Annotated in this window: 16 protein-coding genes and 1 pseudogene; 9 read left to right on the forward strand and 8 right to left on the reverse strand. The window is 73.3% G+C overall.

Going from position 1 to position 21,153, the window contains the following annotated elements:
- Positions 1–47: 47 nt before the first annotated feature.
- From ACGF2V_RS23900 to ACGF2V_RS23910, 3 genes and pseudogenes are all read right to left on the reverse strand, one after another.
- Positions 48–1,055 (reverse strand): annotated as a pseudogene (locus ACGF2V_RS23900) (PHP domain-containing protein); the annotation flags it as partial.
- A gap of 189 nt (positions 1,056–1,244) precedes the next feature.
- On the reverse strand, positions 1,245–2,024 hold the full coding sequence (locus ACGF2V_RS23905) for a maleylpyruvate isomerase family mycothiol-dependent enzyme (RefSeq protein ID WP_362620391.1): 780 nt from the start codon (positions 2,022–2,024) through the stop codon (positions 1,245–1,247).
- A 174-nt stretch (positions 2,025–2,198) separates the two neighbouring features.
- The gene (locus tag ACGF2V_RS23910; RefSeq protein ID WP_362704089.1) at positions 2,199–5,210 is read right to left on the reverse strand and encodes a BTAD domain-containing putative transcriptional regulator; all 3,012 of its coding nucleotides are present in this window, start codon (positions 5,208–5,210) and stop codon (positions 2,199–2,201) included.
- A gap of 383 nt (positions 5,211–5,593) precedes the next feature.
- On the opposite strand from ACGF2V_RS23910, the gene ACGF2V_RS23915 reads away from it, so the two are divergent.
- Positions 5,594–5,791, forward strand: a complete 198-nt coding sequence (locus ACGF2V_RS23915; protein ID WP_362620394.1) for a hypothetical protein — start codon at positions 5,594–5,596, stop codon at positions 5,789–5,791.
- 116 nt (positions 5,792–5,907) lie between these two features.
- Here the strand turns inward: ACGF2V_RS23915 and ACGF2V_RS23920 are convergent, their stop codons facing one another.
- From ACGF2V_RS23920 to ACGF2V_RS23930, 3 genes are all read right to left on the reverse strand, one after another.
- On the reverse strand, positions 5,908–6,993 hold the full coding sequence (locus tag ACGF2V_RS23920) for a prenyltransferase (protein ID WP_362620395.1): 1,086 nt from the start codon (positions 6,991–6,993) through the stop codon (positions 5,908–5,910).
- Complete coding sequence (locus ACGF2V_RS23925; RefSeq protein WP_362620396.1) at positions 6,990–7,793, reverse strand: class I SAM-dependent methyltransferase; 804 nt, start codon at positions 7,791–7,793, stop codon at positions 6,990–6,992. Before ACGF2V_RS23925 ends, ACGF2V_RS23920 begins: the two co-directional genes overlap by 4 nt.
- 124 nt (positions 7,794–7,917) lie before the next feature.
- Positions 7,918–9,252 carry a glycosyltransferase family 4 protein gene (locus ACGF2V_RS23930; protein ID WP_362704092.1) on the reverse strand — a complete coding sequence of 445 codons (1,335 nt, stop codon included), beginning with the start codon at positions 9,250–9,252 and terminating at the stop codon, positions 7,918–7,920.
- Between the two features lie 237 nt (positions 9,253–9,489).
- Here ACGF2V_RS23930 and ACGF2V_RS23935 point away from each other — a divergent pair, with 237 nt between their 5' ends.
- From ACGF2V_RS23935 to ACGF2V_RS23965, 7 genes are all read left to right on the forward strand, one after another.
- Complete coding sequence (locus ACGF2V_RS23935; protein WP_362620398.1) at positions 9,490–10,113, forward strand: TetR family transcriptional regulator; 624 nt, start codon at positions 9,490–9,492, stop codon at positions 10,111–10,113.
- Positions 10,114–10,446: 333 nt separating this feature from the next.
- Positions 10,447–11,697 carry a substrate-binding domain-containing protein gene (locus tag ACGF2V_RS23940; protein WP_362620400.1) on the forward strand — a complete coding sequence of 417 codons (1,251 nt, stop codon included), beginning with the start codon at positions 10,447–10,449 and terminating at the stop codon, positions 11,695–11,697.
- 3 nt (positions 11,698–11,700) lie between these two features.
- Entirely contained in the window at positions 11,701–12,492 is a 792-nt protein-coding gene (locus tag ACGF2V_RS23945) for an ABC transporter ATP-binding protein (RefSeq protein WP_362620402.1), read from the forward strand.
- On the forward strand, positions 12,489–13,298 hold the full coding sequence (locus ACGF2V_RS23950) for an ABC transporter ATP-binding protein (RefSeq protein ID WP_362620404.1): 810 nt from the start codon (positions 12,489–12,491) through the stop codon (positions 13,296–13,298). The genes ACGF2V_RS23945 and ACGF2V_RS23950 overlap by 4 nt, the downstream gene beginning before the upstream one ends.
- On the forward strand, positions 13,298–14,185 hold the full coding sequence (locus ACGF2V_RS23955; RefSeq protein WP_362620406.1) for a branched-chain amino acid ABC transporter permease: 888 nt from the start codon (positions 13,298–13,300) through the stop codon (positions 14,183–14,185). The genes ACGF2V_RS23950 and ACGF2V_RS23955 overlap by 1 nt, the downstream gene beginning before the upstream one ends.
- Positions 14,182–15,333: a branched-chain amino acid ABC transporter permease gene (locus tag ACGF2V_RS23960; protein WP_362620408.1), complete on the forward strand. Its 1,152-nt coding sequence runs from the start codon at positions 14,182–14,184 to the stop codon at positions 15,331–15,333. Before ACGF2V_RS23955 ends, ACGF2V_RS23960 begins: the two co-directional genes overlap by 4 nt.
- A complete protein-coding gene (locus ACGF2V_RS23965; protein ID WP_362620410.1) occupies positions 15,330–16,217 on the forward strand; it encodes an alpha/beta hydrolase in 888 nt (295 codons plus the stop codon). Before ACGF2V_RS23960 ends, ACGF2V_RS23965 begins: the two co-directional genes overlap by 4 nt.
- Before the next feature lie 79 nt (positions 16,218–16,296).
- On the opposite strand, the gene ACGF2V_RS23970 is transcribed toward ACGF2V_RS23965, so the two are convergent.
- On the reverse strand, positions 16,297–18,381 hold the full coding sequence (locus tag ACGF2V_RS23970; RefSeq protein WP_362620412.1) for a GAF domain-containing protein: 2,085 nt from the start codon (positions 18,379–18,381) through the stop codon (positions 16,297–16,299).
- Positions 18,382–18,410: 29 nt separating this feature from the next.
- Positions 18,411–19,286, reverse strand: coding sequence for a 3-hydroxybutyrate dehydrogenase (locus ACGF2V_RS23975; protein WP_362620414.1), 876 nt, complete (start codon positions 19,284–19,286; stop codon positions 18,411–18,413).
- A 357-nt stretch (positions 19,287–19,643) separates the two neighbouring features.
- On the opposite strand from ACGF2V_RS23975, the gene ACGF2V_RS23980 reads away from it, so the two are divergent.
- The gene (locus ACGF2V_RS23980; RefSeq protein WP_362704095.1) at positions 19,644–21,134 is read left to right on the forward strand and encodes a PHB depolymerase family esterase; all 1,491 of its coding nucleotides are present in this window, start codon (positions 19,644–19,646) and stop codon (positions 21,132–21,134) included.
- The last annotated feature ends 19 nt before the right edge of the window (positions 21,135–21,153 follow it).

Consider the following 21,153-nt stretch of genomic DNA (forward strand, 5'->3'; position numbering starts at 1 on the left):
GTACGCGTCCGGCTCGTACGCGTCCGGCTCGTACGCGTCCGGCTCGTACCGTCGCGCGACCAGGCCAGCAGTTCGCCGACCGGCCATGTGGTGACGACGCGTTCCGCCGGGACGCCGCACTCCTCGGCGCGGGCGCAGCCGTGGATCTGCCAGTCGAGCTGTCCCGGCGCGTGCGCGTCGGTGTCGATGGCGAACAGAACGCCGGAGTCGACGGCGCGGCGCAGCAGTCGGCGGGGCGGGTCGAGCCGCTCCGGCCTGCTGTTGATCTCCACGGCCGTTCCCGCCTCCGCGCAGGCGGCGAAGACCCGGTCCGCGTCGAACCGTGACTCCGGGCGGCCACGGCCGGTGAGCAGCCGACCGGTGCAGTGACCGAGGATGTTCGCGCGCGGGTGGGTGACGGCGGCGATCAGGCGCCTGGTCATCGGCGCGGCGTCCATCCTCAACTGGGAATGGACGGAGACCACCACGACGTCCAGCCGCTCCAGCAGGTCGTCGTCCTGGTCGAGGGATCCGTCGGGGAGGATGTCGCACTCGATGCCGGTGAGCAGCCGGAACGGCGCCCACCGGGTGTTGAGCTCGGCGATCTCGTCCAACTGCCTGCGCAACCGCTGCGGGGAGAGTCCGTTCGCGATGGTCAGCCGGGGCGAGTGGTCGGTGAGGACCGCCCACTCATGGCCCAGTTCCGCGGCCGTGCGGCCCATCTCCTCGATGGGGCTGCCGCCGTCCGACCAGTCGGAGTGCAGATGGCAGTCGCCGCGCTGGAGGGCCAGCAGGGCGGTGCCGCCCTCGGGGCTCGGGCCGGCGGCGGACTCCTCCAGCCGCGCCAGGTAGCCGGGCACGTTCCCGGCCAGCGCCTCGCGGATCACCTGGGCGGTCCTCGGTCCGATGCCCCTGACCGACTCCAGCGAGCCGTCCGCGCCGCGCCGCGCCGCCTCTCCGTCCGCCATGGCGCCCACCACCGCGGCAGCCGTACGGAACGCCTGTACGCGGTAGGTCTCGGCGCCGCCGCGTTCGAGCAGGAAGGCGATCCGTTTCAGGGCGCGGACGGGCTCCATCGGCACCTCCACAGGGCCGCCGGGCACGAGGGGCCGGGCGCCGCGCGGCACCCGGCACCCCGGGCTGTCCCTTCCAGCTTGGCCCAGCCGGGTCCCGCCCGCACAGCGGCGGAGAGCCGCCGGAGCCGTACCGTGCCGGTGTCCTGGCGCCCCCGCCCCGGCTCCCGTACCCGTGTCCGTGTCCGGGACTCAGCCGAACGTGGTGCGCTCCAGCCAGAAGTCCAGCAGCGCGGCGTCCCCCAGCACCTCGACCCGGTCGCTGTCGGCCGGAAGGCGCCGGTTGAAGACCAGCATCACGTCGGTGAGCGGGCCGCGCAGCGCCACGGACGCCTTCTCGTGGGCGTGCCGCCAGGCGAAGCCGTCCTCACCGAACTCGATCAGCCACTCGGCGCCCGGGACGTCCGTGGCGTGCAGATGGACCGAGCGCCCGGGGCCGGTCAGTTCCAGGGCCTCCTTCTTGTATCCCGTGGAACGGACGAAGGCGATGATCTCCAGCCACTCGTCGATCGTGTCGGCGGCGAGTTCCGGAGCCACCGTGTAGTCGGCCCTCGTGGTGAGCGCCGCGTCGGCCTGGTGGACGATGGTCTCGTGCGCCATGCGGCGCGCCCAGAAGCCCGTGCTCGGCTCCCATGCCCACGACCACACCTCCTGGTCCGGTCCGGCCGCCCGCAGCGCCTCGACGGTCTTCGCCGCGCCCTGCGCCAGCCAGGCGTCGAGGGCAGCGGGGTCGTCGCCCTCGGGCGAGGATTCCGGTACGCGGTCCGGCGGGATCGCCTCGGTGGTCCGGGTGCGTACGATCTCGCCGACCCAGCGGTGGGCTCCGCCCACGTGCACGGCGAGGTCCCGCAGGGTCCAGTCGGGGCAGGTCGGAACGGTCGCCGAAAGGTCCGCTCCGCGGAGCACGGACCTCAGCGCGTCGGTGCGGCTGATGATCTCGTCACAGTAGAGGTCATGCGGAAGTGTTCCCATGCCCCGACCCTAACGAAAGGGCCACAGCCAACCCCGCGCGTCATCCGTCGGGTTGGGACGCGCTGGGCATCTCTTCCCTGTCCTTGTCCTTGCCCTCGGCCCCGGCGCTGCGGCCCGCGCCCTCGACAGGGCCGATGACGTCGTCGAAGGTGCCGGCGCCGCTGAAGCCCTGCGTCAGGAGGTACTGCCGTGACCGGCGGTACGCGCCGGGCCGGCCGCGACCGGTCCCGGCTCGCTGCCGGGCCGCGCCCCGTCGAGCAGTGCGCGCGCCTCATCGGCCTCCGGGGCGCGCAACCGCTCGTAGATGCCCAGCGCTTGCCTCCACGAGGCGGCGGCACGGCCGTTCTGGCCCAGTTCCGAGAGCGCTCGCCCCAGAAGCGTCAGCACGTTGCCGCGGCGCCACTCTCCTCCGATGCCGCGCAGCGCGGTCAGTGCGAACTCGGCGAGGGCGGCGGCCTGTGCCGGGCGCCGGGCGGCGAGTTCGACCTCGGCCAGGCGGAACAGGGTCATGCCCTCCCACAGCGGCTGACGACTGTCGCGGAACACCTTCAGGGCCGCTTCGAGGCAGTCGGTCGCGGAGTCGAGTTCACCGCTCTGTGCGAGGGCCAGGGCGAGCGCGTAACGGCCGTTGGCTCCGCGCAGGAAGTTGCCCATGGTGTCGTAGATCCCGGTGCCCCGCCGTGCCAGCGCGACGGCGCTCGCCGTCCGTCCGGTCGCGAGGTGGACGCGCGACAGGTTGCACAGGGCGGCGGCCTCTCCAGGACGGTCACCGAGGGTGCGGAAGTGCTCGACGGCCCGGGTGAGGTGCTCCTCCGCCTCCCCGTGCCGGTTCCGGTAGAGGGCGACGACGCCCGCGGCATTGAGCGCGTCGGCCGTGGCCCAGGAGTCACCGGTCGAGCCGCCGAGCCGGGCCGCCTCCCGCGCCTCGTGCTCCGCCTCCTCGAAGCGGCCCATGAGGAAGTGCAGGTGGGCGACGCTCACTCGGGCCCGCGCCTCGGCCCATGCGTCGCCCGTCTCCGCGGCGGCGTCCCGCAGAGCGGTCGCCGCGGACTCGTAGCGCCCGGACTCGCTGCCGGCCTCGGCGAGGTCCCGCACCACGAGCAGCAGATCGGCTCCCTTGCGCAACTCGCCCGACATGACCGCCTGTTGGGCGGCGCAGAGCAGTGCCCCCGCCTCATCGAACAGCCAGTCCCGGGCCTCCCGGCGGTCGGTGAAGCGCAGCCCGTCGCCCGTCGTCGGTTCCAGCCGGTCGAGCAGCCGGTCTCCGGGCCGCTCCAGTGCGTGGATGCCCGCCGCCGTCGCCAGGTAGAAGTCCAGCAGCCGTGAAAGGGCCGCCGTCCGCTCGCCCGGCACCGCCTCGTCCCGCTCCGCGCACGCGCGTGCGAACAGGCGCAGCAGTTCGTGGTACCGGTACCGGCCCGGCGCTCCCGACTCCAGCAGGGACGTGTCGACGACGGATTCGAGGAGTTCCTCTGCTTCCTCCGGGGGAAGGCCGAGCAGGGACGCCGCCGCCGGCAGGGAGATGTCCGGCCCGTCGGCCAGGCCCAGCAGGCAAAAGGCGCGCGCCTGCGCGGGCTCCAACTGCCCGTAGGCCAGCTCGAAGGTGGCCTTCACCGCCAGGTCCCCCGACCGCAGTTCGTCCAGCCGCCGCCGCTCGTCCGCCAGCTTCGCGGCCAGTACCGACACCGTCCAGGTCCGCCGCACCGCCAGCCGCGCCGCCGCGATCCTGATCGCCAGCGGCAGACGGCCGCACGCGGCGACGACGTCGAGCGCCGCCTCGCGCTCGGCGGCGACGCGTCCCGCGCCGACGATCCGGGTGAACAGGTCCAGGGCCTCCTCCGGGCTCAGCACGTCCACGTCCACGAGCCGGGCGCCCGCCAGGTCGCCCATGCGGGCCCTGGACGTGATCAGCACGGCACAGCCCTCCGTGCCCGGCAGCAGCGGTCTCACCTGGGCCGCGTCGCGCGCGTTGTCCAGGAGTACGAGTACCCGTCGGCCGTCCAGGACGGACCGGTAGAGGGCCGCGCGGTCCTCCAGGGAGTCCGGGATCGCGTTGTCCGCCATGCCCAGGGCGCGCAGGAAGGAGGCGAGGGCCGCCGCCGGTTCCAGCCCCTTCGTGCTCGCGCCGTGGAGGTCGGCGTACAACTGGCCGTCGGGAAAGGCCGGGCGCGCCCGGTGTGCGACGTGCAGCGCCAGCGTCGTCTTGCCCACGCCGCCGATGCCCGCCAGTGCCGCCACCGCCATCACCCGGCCGTTCGCCGACGTCAGCGCCTCGTCCAGCGCCGCCACCTGATCCGAGTGCCCGGTGAAGTCAGGTATGTCGGCCGGGAGTTGGGCTGGGCGTACGGGCTCGACGGACGGCTCGGGCTCCGCGGGCGAGGGGTCCGCCAGGGCCGGGTCCGCCACCAGGATGCGACGCCGCAGCTCCGTCAGGGCGGGGGCCGGATCGATGCCCAGCTCCTCCGCCAGAAGCTGTCTGGTGTCCACGTACACCGCCAGGGCCTCCGCCTGGCGTCCGCTGCGGTACAGCGCCAGCATCAGCAGTTCCCTCAGCCGCTCCCGTAGCGGATGCGCCGCCGTCAGGGCCGTGAGCTCCGAGACGGTCTCCGCGTGGTGCCCCTGCTCCAGCGCCATCTCCAGGCGGGTTTCCAGCAGTTGGAGGCGCCACTCCTCGATGCGCATGCGCTGGTTGTCCGCGAAGGGCCCCGGCACCCCGGACAGCGACTCGCCCTCCCACAGGGCCAGCGCCCTGCCGACCAGGTCCCGCGCGCGGCCCAGGTCCCCGTCGCGCCTGGCCGTCTCCGCCCGTCGCGCCAGGTCCCGCGCCCCGGTCAGGTCCAGGGCTCCGTCACCCAGGCCCCGGATCGCGTAGCCGCCCGACTCGCTCACCAGGACGCCCGGGTCGAGGACCTTGCGCAGGCGGGAGGCGTACGTCCGGACCGCGGCCAGCCCCTGCGAGGGGGGATCGTCGCCCCACAGCGCGTCGATCAGCTCGGCGGCGGTCGCCGTGCGGCCCTCGCGCAGCAGCAGAGCGGCCAACAGGCCGCGCTGCTGGGGCGATCCGAGCGGAAGAAGCGCGTCCCCGCGCCAGGCCCGCACCGGACCGAGTACGCTGAACCGCAAGGCCACCGCCCCGTCGGGAGACGTGACGGACCGCCGCTCCGGTTCCCGTGATGCGCCGCCCATGACCGCCCTCCCCTTCCGCCAGCGTAGCAACTCGTTTAGCGGACGTATATCGATCATTTATCGCGGCCTGCGACCATTGACCAACCGCACTCTGTGACTTGCCCAGTCCGGGGCTGCGCCGAGTCGGGGCCCCCGGGAGTGGCATCCCGGGCCCCCGGCCGCTCGCCCGCTCATTCGTTCACCGGCCGTTCGGCCGGGATCCGCGGGGGGCTTCCTCGCTTTTCCCAAGTCTGGCTCACTCATGGCCCTTTGAGCTACCGTCATGCCAATGCGCCGTGCCGCTGGCGGACCAGGCCCCTGCCAAGGGCCGCTGACGGTCCCGCCTGCCGGTGCGCGCCGCAGATCCGGACTGGGCAAAAGTCATAGGGAGAACGAGCGTCGTCATGCAATCAATCAGTCCACCCGTGCTGCTGGCCGGGGTCGTGGTGACCCTGGCCTATTTCCTCCTCGTCGGGTATGTCGTCAGGTCGTTGAAGTCCAACAAGCGGCTGCCCACGGTGATAGCGGCCGTGACGGGGCTCGTGGGCGCGCTTCCCATGGTGCTCTACGCCCTGTATTCCGCGCTCGGCACGTTGATGTAGCAGGCACCCGCCCGTATCGCGGAGCGGCCCGCGCGGCGCCGCGACACGGGCGATGCGCACGCTTCGCGGCTCGGGCGCAGGCTCGGGCGCCGCGACACGGGCGGGACCGGGCGCCACTACGCCGAAGGGGCGCGGCAGCAGTCCGGTTCCAGCCCGTGCGGCAGGCGTTCGCCGCCGAACACGGCGGTGGTGGCCTCGTCGCCACCGAGCGCGGCGACCGCGAGCAGCAGCGAACCGGCGGTCCAGGTGGTGAGTTCCTGCGGCCAGAACGCCCGGTTGCCCTCGAAGACGTACCCCGTCCAGTACAGGCCGCCGTCGGCGCGCAGGTGTCCGATGGACTGGAGGATCTCCAGCGCCCGGTCCGACTCGCCCATCACCCAGAGCGCCAGGGCGAGTTCGCAGCTCTCGCCGCCGGTCACCCACGGGTTGGGGAGCACACAGCGCACCCCGAGGCCGGGCACGACGAAACGGTCCCAGCCCTCCTCGATCCGTTCCCTGGCCGCCGCCCCGGCGACCGCCCCGCCGAGGACCGGGTAGTACCAGTCCATCGAGTAGCGGCTCTTGTCCAGGAAGCGCTCGGGGTGCTCGCGGATCGCGTGGCCGAGGGCCCCGGCCGCCAACTCCCAGTCGGGCTGCGGCTCCTCGCGCCGTTCGGCGATGGCGAGCGCGCAGCGCAGGGCCTGGTGGATGGAGGAGCAGCCGGTCAGCAGCGCGTCGTGGACGGGCGTTCCGTCGGCCTCGCGCTTCCAGCCGATCTGGCCGCCGGGCCGCTGCAGCCGCAGCACGAACTCGACGGCGGCGTGGACGGTCGGCCACATCCGGTCGACGAACGCGTCGTCGCCGGTGGCCAGGTAGTGGTGCCAGACGCCGACGGCCACGTACGCGCAGAAGTTGGTCTCCAGGCCGCGGTCGGTCGGCCGCGCCGGGTCCCCGTCGTGGTAGGCGGCGTACCAGGAGCCGTCACCGTTCTGGTGCCGGGCCAGCCAGGTGTACGCGCGTTCCGCGGCGGCGTGCTCGCCCGCGGCGTCGAGGGCCATGGCGGCCTCGACGTGGTCCCACGGGTCGAGGTGGTGCCCCCGGAACCAGGGCAGCGCGCCGTCCTCGCGCTGCACGGCGAGCAGGGCGGCGACGGTCTCGGCGGCCTGCTCGGTGGTGAGGACCCCGGGCAGGACGAGGTGTTCGGTCCGCTCGGGTATGGTCACGGCTCGGCCCTGGACAGATCCTCGGCGGCGACGGCGGAGCCGGTCGCGGCGACCGGGCCGGCGTCGGCGGCGTTCCCGGCCGCGGGCAGGTGCGGCTTGGTCGCGTACGCCACGAAGCTCTTGCCGACCACCGGGTTGAGCAGTTGCTCGGTGACCCGGGTGAGGGCGGGCTTCTTCATGATGTCCCAGACCAGCAGCTTGTGGTACGCGCGGACCGGCAGCGCCTTGTCGTTGTCGACACCGAACGCGCACTTGAGCCACCAGTACGGGGCGTGCAGGGCGTGGGCGTGGTGGGTGCCGTACGGCTTGAGACCGGCGCCGCGCATCCTGGCGAGCAGTTCGTCGGCCTTGTAGATGCGGATGTGGCCGCCCTCGACCTCGTGGTAGGCGTCGGAGAGCGCCCAGCAGACCTTCTCGGGGCCGTAGCGCGGAACGGTGACCGCGATCCGGCCGCCCGGCTTGAGGACCCGGACCATCTCGGCGAGCACGCCCTTGTCGTCGGGGATGTGCTCCATGACCTCGGAGATGATCACGACGTCGAACGACTCGTCGGGGAAGGGCAGGTGGAGCGCGTCGCCCTCCATCGCGGCGGCGGTGGCTCCCTCGGGGGCCTCCCCCGCCTCCTTCATCGCGGCGAACCACTTCGCGACCTCGCGGATCTCCTCACCGTTCCGGTCGAGGGCCACGACCCGGGCGCCGCGCCGGTAGCACTCGAAGGCGTGGCGTCCGGCGCCGCAGCCCAGGTCGAGCACTCGATCACCTGCGGCGAGCGGGAAGCGGGTGAAGTCCACGGTCAGCACGGATGCCTGCTTTCGCGGTCGGGGGACGGTCGGGTGGCGTTCGGAGGGGTCGGGAGGTTCCCGGGATCAGCGGGCGGCGCCACGGGGCAGGGGGCCGGGACGGCCGCGTGTGGGGGCGGCGGGGTCAACGGCCGCCGCCGGTACGCGCGGTACCGGCACGGGCCGCCGCGATCGCCTCGCGGTAGCGGGCCGCGGTGCCGATGGCGGCCTGCTTCCACGTGAACCGGGACAGCACCCGGGCACGGCCCGCCGCGCCGAGCCGGGCCCGCAGTTCCGGGTCGCCGAGCAGCCGGACGAGCGCGTCGGCCAGTGCCCCCGCGTCGGCGGGCGCAACGGCCAGACAGGTCTCTCCGTCCGGCCCGGCGACCTCGGGGATCGCGCCGCCGGTGGTGGCGACGAGGGGCGTGCCGGTGGCCATGGCCTCGGCGGCCGGCAGCGAGAAGCCTTCGTACAGCGAGGGAACACAGGCCACCTGGGCGCCGCGCACCAGGTCGACGAGTTCGGCGTCGCTGACGCCCTTGACGAACTCCACGGCGCTCCGGAGCCCGTGCCGTTCGATGGCCTGCGCGACCGGCCCGTCCTCGGCCCGCCTGCCGACGACCACGAGATGCGCCGCCGGGTTCCCGGTGCGGACCTTGGCGAGCGCCTCGACGAGGTGGACGAGGCCCTTCAGGGGGACGTCGGCGCTGGAGGTGGTGACGATCCGGCCGGGGACCTCGGGGACGGACGGGTCGGGCGACCACAGGTCGGTGTCCGCGCCGATGTGGACGACGTGGATGCGGTTCTCGCGCACCCCGAGGTGGTCGACGATCTCCTGCTTGGAGGAGCCGGAGACGGTGAGGACGGACGGCAGCCGGCGCGCGACCCGCTTCTGCATGCGGGTGAAGCCGTACCAGCGGCGTACGGAGGCGCGCCGACGGCGGGTCTCGGCGGCGTCCAGCTCCAACTGGCGGTCGACGGTTATGGGGTGATGGATCGTCGTGACGAGCGGGGCGCCGAGGTCGGCCAACAGCCCATAGCCCAGGGTCTGGTTGTCGTGGATGACGTCGAACGCGCCGCGCCTTGCCGCGAGATGGCGGCGGGCACGCAGGCTGAAGGTGAGCGGCTCCGGGAAGCCGCCGGTCCACATGGTGGCGACCTCGGCGGCGTCGATCCAGTCCCGGTACTCGTCGCGCTTCGGGGTGCGGAACGGGTCGGGCTGGCGGTAGAGGTCGAGGCTCGGCAGTTCGGTGAGCGGTACACCCTCGTCGAGCACGGGGTACGGCTGCGCGCCGATCACTTCGACGCTGTGGCCGAGGCGGGCGAGTTCGCGGCTGAGGTGGCGCACGTAGACGCCCTGGCCGCCGCAGAAAGGATTGCCCTTGTAGGTGAGGAGTGCGATGCGCAACGGCCGTTCGTCGGTACTGCCCGACGGGTCGCCGCTGGCGCGGGGGCCGGTGTCTATGGCCTCGGCGGTCACTCGGCCCCCCTCTTCTCACTGCGTTTTCGCCGGAGCGTAACCGCTCGCGTTAATCTAGAACAAGTTTCAGACTGGAACGTTCAATGAGCTACGAATCTACCGGCAGGTAGCGTCGGTGCAACGGCCGGACCGGGTGATTCGCGCCACGACCGGCCCAGGGCCGTGTGCATGCTGTGCGCCGCCGGGAGACCGAGCACCTCTTTCCGGCGCTGAACGAAAGCCATGGATGGGGAACACATGACAGCCGAAGCCAGACCGGCATCGCCGCCCCTGACCGAGCGCCAGGAGGCACGCCGCCGCCGCATCCTGGACGCCAGTGCCCGGCTCGCCGTCCGGGGCGGGTTCGAGGCGGTGCAGATGCGCGAGGTCGCGGAGGCCGCCGAGGTCGCCCTCGGCACGCTGTACCGCTACTTCCCCTCCAAGATCCACCTGCTGGTCGCCACGATGCAGGACCAACTCCAGCAGATGCACACGACGCTGCACAAACGCCCGCCGTCCGGGGACGATCCCGCGCAGCGGGTGGCCGACACCCTGATGCGGGCCTTCCGTGCGCTCCAGCGCGAACCGCACCTGGCGGATGCCATGGTGCGGGCGCTGACCTTCGCGGACCGCAGCGTCAGCCCGGAGGTGGACACCGTCTCGCGGATCACGACGGCGATCATCCTGGACGCCATGGGACTGAAGGACCCGACGCCGGAGCAGCTGTCCGCGGTCCGGGTCATCGAGCACACCTGGCACTCGGCGCTGATCACGTGGCTGTCGGGGCGGGCGTCGATCGCCCAGGTGAAGATAGACATCGAGACGGTGTGCCGGCTGATCGAGCTGACGGCACCGGAGCGCGGGCGCGGGGACGGGGTCTGACGGCACCGGAGTGCGGGCATGGGGCCGACGGGGACAGGACCCGAAACGGCACCGGAGCGCGGGCGCGACGCCTGACGGCCCGGCGGTCCTGAAGCCCGGCGACCCGACAGGCGTGCGTGGCCGGGAGCAGACGCCCCGACCGTCCGACAGTCCGAGGACCGGTGGTACCGCAGCGCGGCGGCGCGCCGGGGCGTGGGCGGGCCGCGGGCCACCCCATGTGCGGCTGCCACATGTGCGCCGCGTCAGGTGGGGTGCCCTGCACCATGTCGACGGCGGCGCGGTGTTCATACGGTTCGGCGACATCCCCCGAAACCCCCCGAGGAGCCGGTCACCATGCGTCGCAGAGCCACAGGCACGGACACCGTCCACCGCCGTCCCAGATCCCTGTCCACCGTCGCCGTACTGGCCTCGGCCGGTCTCCTGCTGGCCGGGTGCACCGCCGCGGGGAAGGCGGGTGAGGACGGTTCCGGCGGGGACGCGAAGGACCAGAGCGTGAAGGTCGGTCTGGTGTACTCCCGTACCGGGCTGCTCGCCGACTACGGGAAGCAGTACCGCGACGGGTTCATGGCGGGCCTGGACTACGCGACCAAGGGCACCGGGAAGGTCGCCGGGCACAAGATCGAGGTCACCGAGCAGGACGACGCGGGCGACCCCGGCAAGGCGGTCTCGGCGGCCAAGAACCTGATCGGCAAGGGCCACAAGGTGCTGGCCGGCACCACCGATTCCGGGGTGGCCCTCCAGATGGCGCCGCTCGCCGCCCAGAACAAGGTGCTCTACATCAACGGACCGGCGGCCACCGACGCCCTGACCGGGGTCAACGACTACACCTTCCGCTCGGGCCGGCAGTCCTACCAGGACATCCTCACCGCCGGGGAGATGCTCGGCGGGGCCAAGGGCAAGAAGGTCACGGTGCTGGCCCAGGACTCCACCTTCGGGCAGGCCAACGTGGCCGCCGTGAAGGCCGTCCTCGGCGCCCGGGGCGCGAAGGTGGGATCCGTGCTGGCCCCGCCCAGCGCCACCGACCTGACCCCGTTCGCCCGGCAGGTGAAGGCGGGCTCGCCCGACCTGGTCTTCGTCGCCTGGGCGGGCTCCACGGCACCGGCGCTGTGGACCGCGCTGGACCAGCAGGGCGTACCGGAAGCGAGCAAGGTCGTGACGGGCCTCGCCGGGACCGCCTCGTACCCGGTCTTCGGTGACGCCGGCACCAAGGTGTCGTTCCTGGCGCACTACTTCCCCGGCGCGGGCGGCGGCAACGCCGTGGAGAAGGCCATGCTCGACGCGGTCGGCAAGGCGGGCGGCACCCCGGACCTGTTCACCCCCGACGGGTTCACCGCCGCGCAGATGGTGGTGCGGGCCGTCGAGAAGGGTGGCGCCACCGACACCGCCGCCATGGTGAAGGCCCTGGAGGACTGGACCTTCGACGGGGTGAAGGGGAAGGTGCGGGTCCGTGCCGAGGACCACGCCCTGCTCCAGCCGATGTTCGTCGCGAAGCTCGACGGGAAGGGCGCCGCCGCGAAGCCGCGGCTGGTGACCACCGAGCCGATGGACGAGGTGGCTCCGCCCGCGAAGCCGTCGGCGGGCTGACCGATGCCCGTACCCCACACCACCGCGCAGCGCCCGGGCGAGGCCGCGGCCTGCGCCCCCGTGCTCCGGCTGAGCGGCCTCGGCTGGCGCGTCGGCGGGGCGACGATCGTCGAGGACGTCTCCCTGGACGTCCGCGAGGGCGAGTTCCTGGCCTTCATCGGTCCCAACGGGGCGGGCAAGACCTCCCTGTTCAACCTGATCAGCGGGCTGACCGCGGCCACCGCGGGCACCATCGAGCTGGACGGCGCGGACGTGACGGGCCGTCCCGCGCACGAACGGGCGAGGCGCGGCATCGGCCGCACCTTCCAGACGTCGAGCCTCTGGCCGGGGATGTCCGTCGCCGACCATGTGCGGCTGGCCGCGCAGGCGGCCCGCGGCGGCTCGTACCGGCTGTGGCGGCGCGCCTGCGCGTACACCGCCGAGGTGGCCGACGTGCTGGAGCGCACCGGTCTCGGCCACCGGGCACGGGCGCTGGCGTCCGAGTTGTCGCACGGCGAGAAGCGGAAGCTGGAGCTGGCGGTGCTGCTGGTCGGCGAACCGCGGCTGATGCTGCTGGACGAGCCGATGGCGGGGGTGAGCGCGGAGGAGGTCCCCCCGCTCACCGAACTCATCCGCACCCTGCACCGGGACGAGGGCCGCACCGTCCTGATGGTGGAGCACCACATGGACGTCCTGCTGGGCCTGGCCGACCGGCTCGCCGTGATGCACCACGGCAGTCTGCTGGCCCTGGACACCCCCGAGGCCGTGACCGCCGACCCGACCGTGCAGCGGGCCTACCTCGGGGAGGGACTGTGACGACCGGACCCCTGCTCGCCGTACGGGACCTGCGGGTTCTGATCGGCGGCCGGCACATCCTGCACGGCGTGGACCTGGACGTCGCCCGGCACGGCGTGACCGCGCTCCTCGGCCGCAACGGCGCCGGGAAGACCACGACCGTGCGCGGCGTCCTCGGTCTCGTCCCGCGCACCGGCAGTGTGCGGCTGGACGGGACGGAGACGGTGTCGATGCCCACCCACACCGTGGTGCGGCTGGGCATCGGCTACGCCCCCGAGGACCGGGGCATCTTCGCCGGGCTGACCGTGGCGGAGAACCTGCGGCTGGCCGAGCGGCCCGGCGCGGGCGAGCCCGCGTACCCGCTCGTCCATGAGCTGTTCCCCGAACTGAAGCTCCGGGAGCGGCAGTTGGCCGGGACGCTGTCCGGAGGCCAGCAGCAGATGGTGGCGATCGGGCGCACGCTCCTGAACGGCAACCGGCTGATCATCGCCGACGAGCCCACCAAGGGCCTGGCGCCCAAGGTGGTGACCGAGGTCGCCGAGGTGCTGGAGCGCGCCGCCGAGGCGGTGCCGGTGCTGCTGGTGGAGCAGAACCTCGCCGTCGTACGGCGTCTGGCCGCGCACTGCGCGGTGCTCGCCGACGGCCGCACGGCCCACCAGGGCCCGGCGGCCGAACTGCTCGCCGACGCGGAGGCGGCGCGGCGTCTGCTGGGCGTGGGACACGGTCCGGCCCCCCACACGTCCTGCGCGAGGACGGATTCACCGTCCGCGGGGGCCGATTCACCGTCCGTGAAGGCGGATTCACCTTCCGTGGAGGCGGATTCCTGATGTCCACCGTCGTTCTGCTCACCATGACCGGACTCGGTCTGGGGGCGCTCTACTTCCTCGTCGCGTCGGGCCTCTCGCTGATCTTCGGCCTGATGGACGTGCTCAACTTCGCGCACGGGGCGCTGCTCTCCGTCGGCGCGTACGGCACCTGGTGGGCGGCGTCCGGGAACCTGCCCGGCGCCGGGCCCGAGGGAGCGGGCTTCGTCCTCGCCGTGCTGTTCGGTACGGCGATGGGCACCGCGGCCGCCGTGCTGCTGGAACTCGCCGTCGTCCGCCCGCTCTACACCCGGCCCCGCGAGCAGGTGCTCGCCACGGTCGGGGTGGGACTCGCCATCCCCGCGCTGCTGTCGGGGATCTGGGGCTCGGACGCCCTGACCTTTCCCGGGCCGAAGGCGCTGTCGGGCACCTTCGAACTGCTCGGCGCCCACATACCGGTCAACCGGCTGGTGCTGGTCGCGGCGGCGGTCGTGGTGCTGGTGGCGCTGCGGCTCTTCCTCGGCCGTACCCGGCACGGCCTGGTGGTGCGGGCCGGGGTCGAGGACCGGGCGATGGTCACCGCGCTCGGCATCGACGTCCGGAAGGCGTTCACCCTCGTCTTCGCGATCGGCGGCTGTGCCGCCGCGCTCGGCGGGGCGCTCGGCGGCCTGTACTTCGGCTCGGTCGACCCCCGTCAGGGGACCTCGCTGCTGATCTTCGCGTTCGTCGTGGTGGTCACCGGCGGCATGGGCTCGGTGACCGGTGCCGCGGTGGCGTCCGTCGTCATCGGCCTGGTCCAGCAGTTCGCCAACTACTACACCGCAGCGGGCCTCGGCGACCTGGCCGTCGTCGTCCTGCTCGCCGCGCTGCTGCTCGTCCGGCCGCGCGGACTGACCGGGAGGCTCGCGTGAGCGCCGTCACCGAGACACACGACCGCACCGCCGACAGACGCCCCGCCGCACCGGCCGGGGCGGGGAACACGGCCCGGGTGCTGCGCCGCTGGTGGCCCGCCGCCGCGCTGCTGGTGCTGCTCGTCGCACCGTTCAGCGCGCTGCCGCTGCCGGGGCTCCTGGACGGGCCGGTGGGCAGTCCGGGAAGTCTCCAACTCCTCGCGACCTGCCTGCTGTTCGGCGCCCTGGCGACCGGCTACGACCTGTTGCTCGGCCGCACCGGGCTGCTCTCCTTCGGGCATGCGCTGTACTTCGCCACGGGCAGCTACGCCACCAACATGTTCCTGCTGGAGGCGGGTCTGCCGTTCGCGGTCTCCGCGCTGCTCGGCCTCTGCACCGGAATCGTGCTCGCGCTGGTCCTGGGGTCGGTGAGCCTGCGGGTCACCGGCATCGGTTTCTCGATGGTGACGCTGGCGTTCGCCCAGGCGGGCTCGATCCTGGTCTCCCGCAACCCCGGCGGTCTCACGGGCGGCGAGGAGGGGCGGGCCGCCCCGGCCGAACTGCTCCCGTCCTGGCTGGTGGGCATCGACCACACCGCGAACCTGTACTGGGTGGCGCTCGGCTATCTCGTCCTCACCCTGGCCGTCGTCCACTGGGCGGTCCGCTCCCCCACCGGACGGGTCTGGGAGGGCATCAAGGAGAACGAGCGCCGGGTGGAGGTGCTGGGGCTGAAGCCGTACGGGTTCAAGCTGACGGCGTTCGTCCTGGCCGGGGCCCTGGCCGCGCTGGGCGGCCTGGTGCATCTGCTGCTCACCGGCGGCTCGACCCCGCAGACGACCACCTCCGACTTCACCCTCTCGCTCCTGGTGATGGTGGTGCTCGGCGGATCGGGCACCCGCTGGGGCCCGATGGTCGGCGGCATCCTGTACACCTGGGCCGATCACCGGCTCGGTGATCTGGCCGGATCGGGCGCGGTCGCGGACCTGCCCGCGGTGCTGCGGGTGCCGCTGTCCCAGCCGCTGTTCCTGCTCGGTGCGCTGTTCGTCGCCGTGGTACACCTGCTGCCGGGCGGCCTGGCCCGGCTGCCCGCCCGGCTCGGCGCCGCGCGCCGCAAACCGGCCAAAACCCCGTCCCCGACCCCTGCCCGGAAGGACAACGGACAGTCGTGAAGCCGTACGAAGAGATACAAGTCCCCGTGAGCGGGGGCGAGTTGGCGGTCCTGCGGTGGCCGGCCCGGGAACCGGACGCCCCGGTCGTCGTCGCCCTGCACGGCATCACCTCCAACGCCCTGTCCTGGGCCGCGGTGGCCCGGCTGCTGGACGGGCGCGCCACCCTGATCGCCCCGGACCTGCGGGGCCGGGCCGCCAGTTGCGGACTGCCGGGGCCGTACGGCATCGCCACGCACGCCGACGATGTCGCGGCCCTGGCGGAGGCACTCGGCCTGGACCGGGTGGTGCTGGCGGGCCATTCGATGGGGGCGTTCGTGACGGCGCTGGCAGCCGTGCGGCACCCGGACCGGTTCGGGCCGCTGCTGCTGGTCGACGGCGGGATCGGCTTCCCGGCGCCCACGCATCTGTCCCCGGACGAGCTGATGACCGCGGTGATCGGCCCGGCCATGGACCGGTTGTCGATGACGTTCCCGGACCGGGCGGCGTACCGCGCGTTCTGGCAGGCGCACCCGGCGTTCGCCGACGACTGGTCGGACGAGGTGGACGCGTACATCCAGCGCGATCTGACCGGCGAGGAACCGGCCCTGCGTTCCACCTGCCGGATCGAGGCGGTACGCACCGACGGCATCGGCCTCTTCGACGAGGAGGTGCTGACGGCGGTCCGGAGGCTGCCCGCCCCGGCGACCCTGCTGTGGGCACCGCGCGGGCTGATGAACGAGGAGCAGGGCCTGTACGACGAGACCCGCCTGGCGACGGCCGATCTCGGCGGCACGGGCGTGACGCCGGTGCGGGTCCCGGACGTCAACCACTACACGGTGCTGACCGGTGAGAAGGGCGGACGGGAGGTCGTGCGGCATCTGCTGGAGCTGTGCGGGGCCCGCTGACGCGGGACGAGGGCGGGTCCGGCCGGGGCGGCGCACGCCACCGGCCGGCCTCCGCCCGCGCCGGATCTCCGGGGCGGAGTCACCGCTCCCGGGTGCTCGTCAGCTCATGGAGTCTGAGGGCGAGTTGTATTTCCAGGGCCCGTCCGGGCTCGTTCCAGTCGTGCCCCAGCAGCGCCTGCACCCGGTCCAGTCGCTGAACCACCGTATTGACGTGCACGTGGAGTTCGTCCTTGGCGCGGACGAGGCTGCCCCCGGACCCGAAGTAGGCCCGCAGGGTCCGCACGAGGTGGGTGCCGCGCCGCTCGTCGTACTCCAGCAGCGGTCCCAACGTCGCCGCCACGAAGCCGTCGACGTTCTGACCGTTCCCCAATACCACGCCCAGAAAGCCGAGTTCATCGACGCACGCGCCCTCGCCGGTGCGCCCCAGGACTCGCATGGCGCGCAGACAGCGGGCGGCCTCCTCGTACGCGGCGACCAGCTCCCGCACCCCGCGGGCGGGCCCGGCGGCGGCCACGGTGACCGGGGCCTGGACCAGTTGCCCGAGCTGGACCGCCGCCGCCCGTGCCGCGTCGCCGGCACCCGCCCCGGGACCGTCGCCCACGCGCGCCCCCGGGCCGTCGCCGGCGCCCGCCCCGAGGTCGTCGACGGCGGTCAACAGCACGACCTGCCCGTGGTGTTCGGCGCTCACCCCGCGCATGTCGCCGCCGAAGAGACAGCGCACCGCGGCCGGGGCCAGCCGCCCCCGCGCGCCTCCGTCCGCCAGCAGCAGCAGATGCGGCCGGTCGAGGTCGATGCCGAGGCGCCGGCCGCGCTCGACGAGTCCGGCCGGGTCGCGGTCCGCGTCCGTCAGCAGGTCGGTGATCAGTTCCCCGCGCACCCGGTTCTCGGTCTCGGCCACCGTGCGCCGCAGCAGCAGGAGCAGCCCGGTGACGACCGAGGCCCGCTCGAACAGCCGCCGGTCCGAGTCGTCGAGCGGAGCGCGCCGGTGCAGGACCAGTCCGGCCATGCGCTCCCGCCCCGCGAGAACGGCGCAGATCCACCGTCCGTCCCGGTGCACGGCGCGGGCCCCCGTACGGGACTCCTCCGCGGTCTCGGTCAGCCATCCGGCGTCCATGCTGTCGGCGGCGAAGTCCTCGCCGCCGGGCCGGACGGCCGCGAGGGGCCGGCCGCCCGGGTCGTGGATGGTGAGCGGGGAGTCGAGCAGCGCCGCGACGGCGGCGGCGACGTCCTTGACGTCCCGGCCGCGCAGCACCAGGTCCGTCAGCCGGTCGTGGGCCTCCTCGGCCCGCCGCATGGCCGCGGAGTGCGCTCGTACGGCGGCGTTGGCCTCGGCCAGCTCCGCGTTCGTCTCGGCCAGTTCGTCGAGGGCGGAACGGGTGTCGGCGAGCGCGCGAGCGGTGTCGATGGCGATCGCGGCGTGCGCGGCGAGCGAGCACAGCAGGGCGACCTCGTCGGGGCTGAACACCCGGGGCGCGCGGTCGGCGGCGAACAGCACGCCGATGACCTTGCCCGTGCCGCCGCGGCTGGAACCAAGGAGCAGGGGGACGCCCAGGATGGCGACGAGCCCCTCGTCCAGCACCCCGGCGTTGATGTTGCGGGTGTGGCGGAAGCGGTCGTCGGTGCGGTAGTCGTGGGTGGCGTACGGGCGGGCGGTCTGCGCCACCAGACCGCCGAGCCCTTCGCCCAGTTCCAGCCGCAGTTGCTGGAAGAGCACCGACACCGAACCGTCGGTCACCCGCATGTACGTGTCCCCCGCCTCCTCGTCGGGGAGTGTGAGGTACGCGGTGTCCGTGCCGAGCAGCATCCTCGCCCGGCGGACGATCGCCTTGAGGACGTCGTCCAGTTCGCGGGAGGCCGCCAGGTCGCCCGCCGTGTCGAAGAGCGCGGTGAGCTGGAGTTCACGGCGGCGGTGCTGGCGCAGCGCGCCCCTGATCCGCAGGGCGGTGGCGGTGGCCCGTTCCACCTCCGCCAGATCGCCGGCCCGCACCCCGGCGGCCCGTGCCTGCGAGGAGACGGCCCCCAGCGCCTCGGCGGGGGCGTTGTCGGCCAGCAGGTCGAGCAGGCGCCGCAGATGGGGTGCGGCGGAGGCGTCGGAGGCGGCGGGGGTGCCGACAGCGGAGTCGGCGGAGTCGGCGGAGTCGGCGGGCTGGGACGGATCAGACATGGCGGCCGGAATTCATCGGGGTCGGTGGGTCAGTTGGCGGTCCAGCCGCCGTCCATGGGGAGCGAGGTGCCGGTGATGTGCCCGGTGCGCGGTCCGCAGAGCCACAGCACGGCCTCGGCGACGTCCTCGGGTTCGATCAGCCGCTTGATCGCGCTGCGTTCCAGCATCACCCGGCCCACCACTTCCTCCTCCGAGATGCCATGTGTACGGGCCTGGTCCGCGATCTGGTTCTCGACCAGCGGTGTGCGTACGTAACCGGGGTTGACGCAGTTGCTCGTCACCCCGTGCTCCGCCGCTTCGAGCGCCACCACCTTGCTGAGCCCCTCCAGTGCGTGCTTCGCCGCCACATAGGCCGACTTGTAGGGGCTGGCCCGCAGACCGTGCACGGACGAGATGTTGACCACGCGCCCCCAACCGCGTTCGTACATGCCCGGCAGGGTGCGGCGCAAGATGCGGAACGGCGCCTCCACCATGACGCGCTGGATCAGCGCGAACCGCTCCGGCGGGAACGCGTGCACGGGCGCGACGTGCTGGAGCCCGGCGTTGTTGACGACGATGTCCGCGTCGGCGGGCAGCGCGTCCACCTCGTCCGGGACGGAGAGGTCGGCCACCCACACCGTCCCGCCGATCTCCTCGGCCAGGTCCCGGGCGGCGTCGGCGGCCCTGTCCACCACGTGTACGTGGGCCCCCGCGGCGGCCAGGGCCTGGGCGCAGGCCCGCCCGATCCCGCTCGCGGCACCCGTCACCAGAGCGGTGCGCCCGGCGAGCGGCGGCCGGTCCCCCGACCGGGGCGTGTCCGCGGCGGACGGCGCGCCGGTCGGGACGGTGGGCAAAACGACGTTCGGGGCGGCGTGCGGGGCCGCGCTCCCTGCGGACCCGCGGTCCTGGTTCTGAGGAGTCTCCATGGCCGTCACCGTAAGGAGACCGGGGCCCGGGTCACACGGGGCCGGTACACACACCCTCGTGCACCGGCATGGTGACGGCGTACATGGCGCGGCGCCGCAGGCGGCTCCTCCCTCCTCACCCCAGGGCACATCGCATCCGCGCTCCGGAGACGGTTTCACGCGCCGAAGCGCGCCCCGTGACAGCGGACGCAAGAGCTCCCGCGCACACAGCCGGGACCCGGGAATGTCCGCCCGGCCCATGGGCGGGGCGGACACCGGCTCATAGCGTCCGCCCCGCACCCGACTCATTCAAGACGACGTACTCGCACCGTCCGAACGGCCAGAAGACCCCGGACCCCCGAGCACAGGGAGGCATCCGTGCGCCCATCGATCCTGCGACGCCTGCTCCGGCGCGTCGCCTCCACCGCCGCGCTCGCCCTCGTCGCGGCGACGCTGAGCACCGCGGCGACCGCCCCACCGGCGAGCGCCGCCCCCGCGACGGCCGCGGTCGCGGGCGGCCTGCAACAGGTCACCGGTTTCGGCACCAACCCCGGCAACCTCCAGATGTTCGCGTACGTCCCGGACGGCCTGCCCGCGAACGCTCCCCTGGTGGTGGCCCTGCACGGCTGCGCGCAGAGCGCCGACGCCTACTACACCAACTCGGGCTGGCCGAAGTACGCCGACCTGTGGGGCTTCGCCGTGGTGTTCCCGCAGACCTCGGCCGCCAACAACGCACTGTCCTGCTTCAACTGGTTCGACCAGGCCGACAGCGGCCGGGGCAGGGGCGAGGCCGCGTCCATCGCGCAGATGGTGGCGTACGCGAAGCAGCAGTACGGCTCGGACGGGCAGCGGGTGTACGTGACCGGCCTGTCGGCGGGCGGCGGCATGACGGCCGACCTCCTGGCCGCGTACCCGGACGTGTTCGCGGGCGGCTCCGTGGCCTCGGGCCTCCCCGCCCAGTGCGCGACGAGCCAGGTGGGCGCGTCCGCCTGTCAGACGGGCACGGTGAAGCTGACGCCCGCGCAGTGGGGCGACAAGGTCCGCGCCTCCCGCCCCGGCTACTCGGGACCCTGGCCCCGGGTGGCGATCTGGCAGGGAACGGCCGACTACACGGTCAACCCGGCCAACGCCACCGCCCTGCGCGACCAGTGGACCGACGTCTGGGGCATCGGCCAGACCCCGTCATCGACGGACACCCTGCCCGGCAACACGACGCGCAGCACCTACGACGACGCCTCCGGCCGGCCTGCCGTCCAGACGTACTCGGTCTCCGGCATGGGCCACGGCCTGGCGGTGAACCCCGGCTCCGGCACGGAGCAGTGCGGCTCGACGGCCACGTACTTCCTGAACGCCATCTGCTCCACGTACCACACGGGCGTCTTCTGGGGCCTCGACCAGGGCACCCCCGGCGGCGGCGACCACCTCCCCGCCCCGTCCGGTCTGCGCGTCACCGGCGTCACGGCCGACAGCGTCTCGCTCTCCTGGAACGCGGTCGAGGGCGCCGACTCGTACACGGTCCGCCGCGACGGCGCGAAGGTCGCCTCCACCACCTCGACGACGTACACGGACCGGGGCCTCACCGCCGGTACGACCTACCGCTACACGGTGACCGCCGCCGACGCTTCGGGCACCCCCGGCACGGCCTCGCCCCAGGTGACGGCGACGACGACCGGTTCCGCGCCCGCCCGCTGCTTCACGGCGAGCAACTACGCGCACGTGGCGGCCGGAAGGGCCCACACCATGCTCGGCTTCGTCTACGCGAACGGATCGAACCAGAGCATGGGCCTGTACAACATCTTCATCGCCCACACCCTGCGCGAGTCACCGGCGGGCCACTTCGTGCTCGCGGACACGGGCTGCACGCCCTGAGCAGCGCCCTTCGCTCTAC

This window comes from Streptomyces sp. NPDC047982 (assembly GCF_043204165.1).
Classification (GTDB): domain Bacteria; phylum Actinomycetota; class Actinomycetes; order Streptomycetales; family Streptomycetaceae; genus Streptomyces.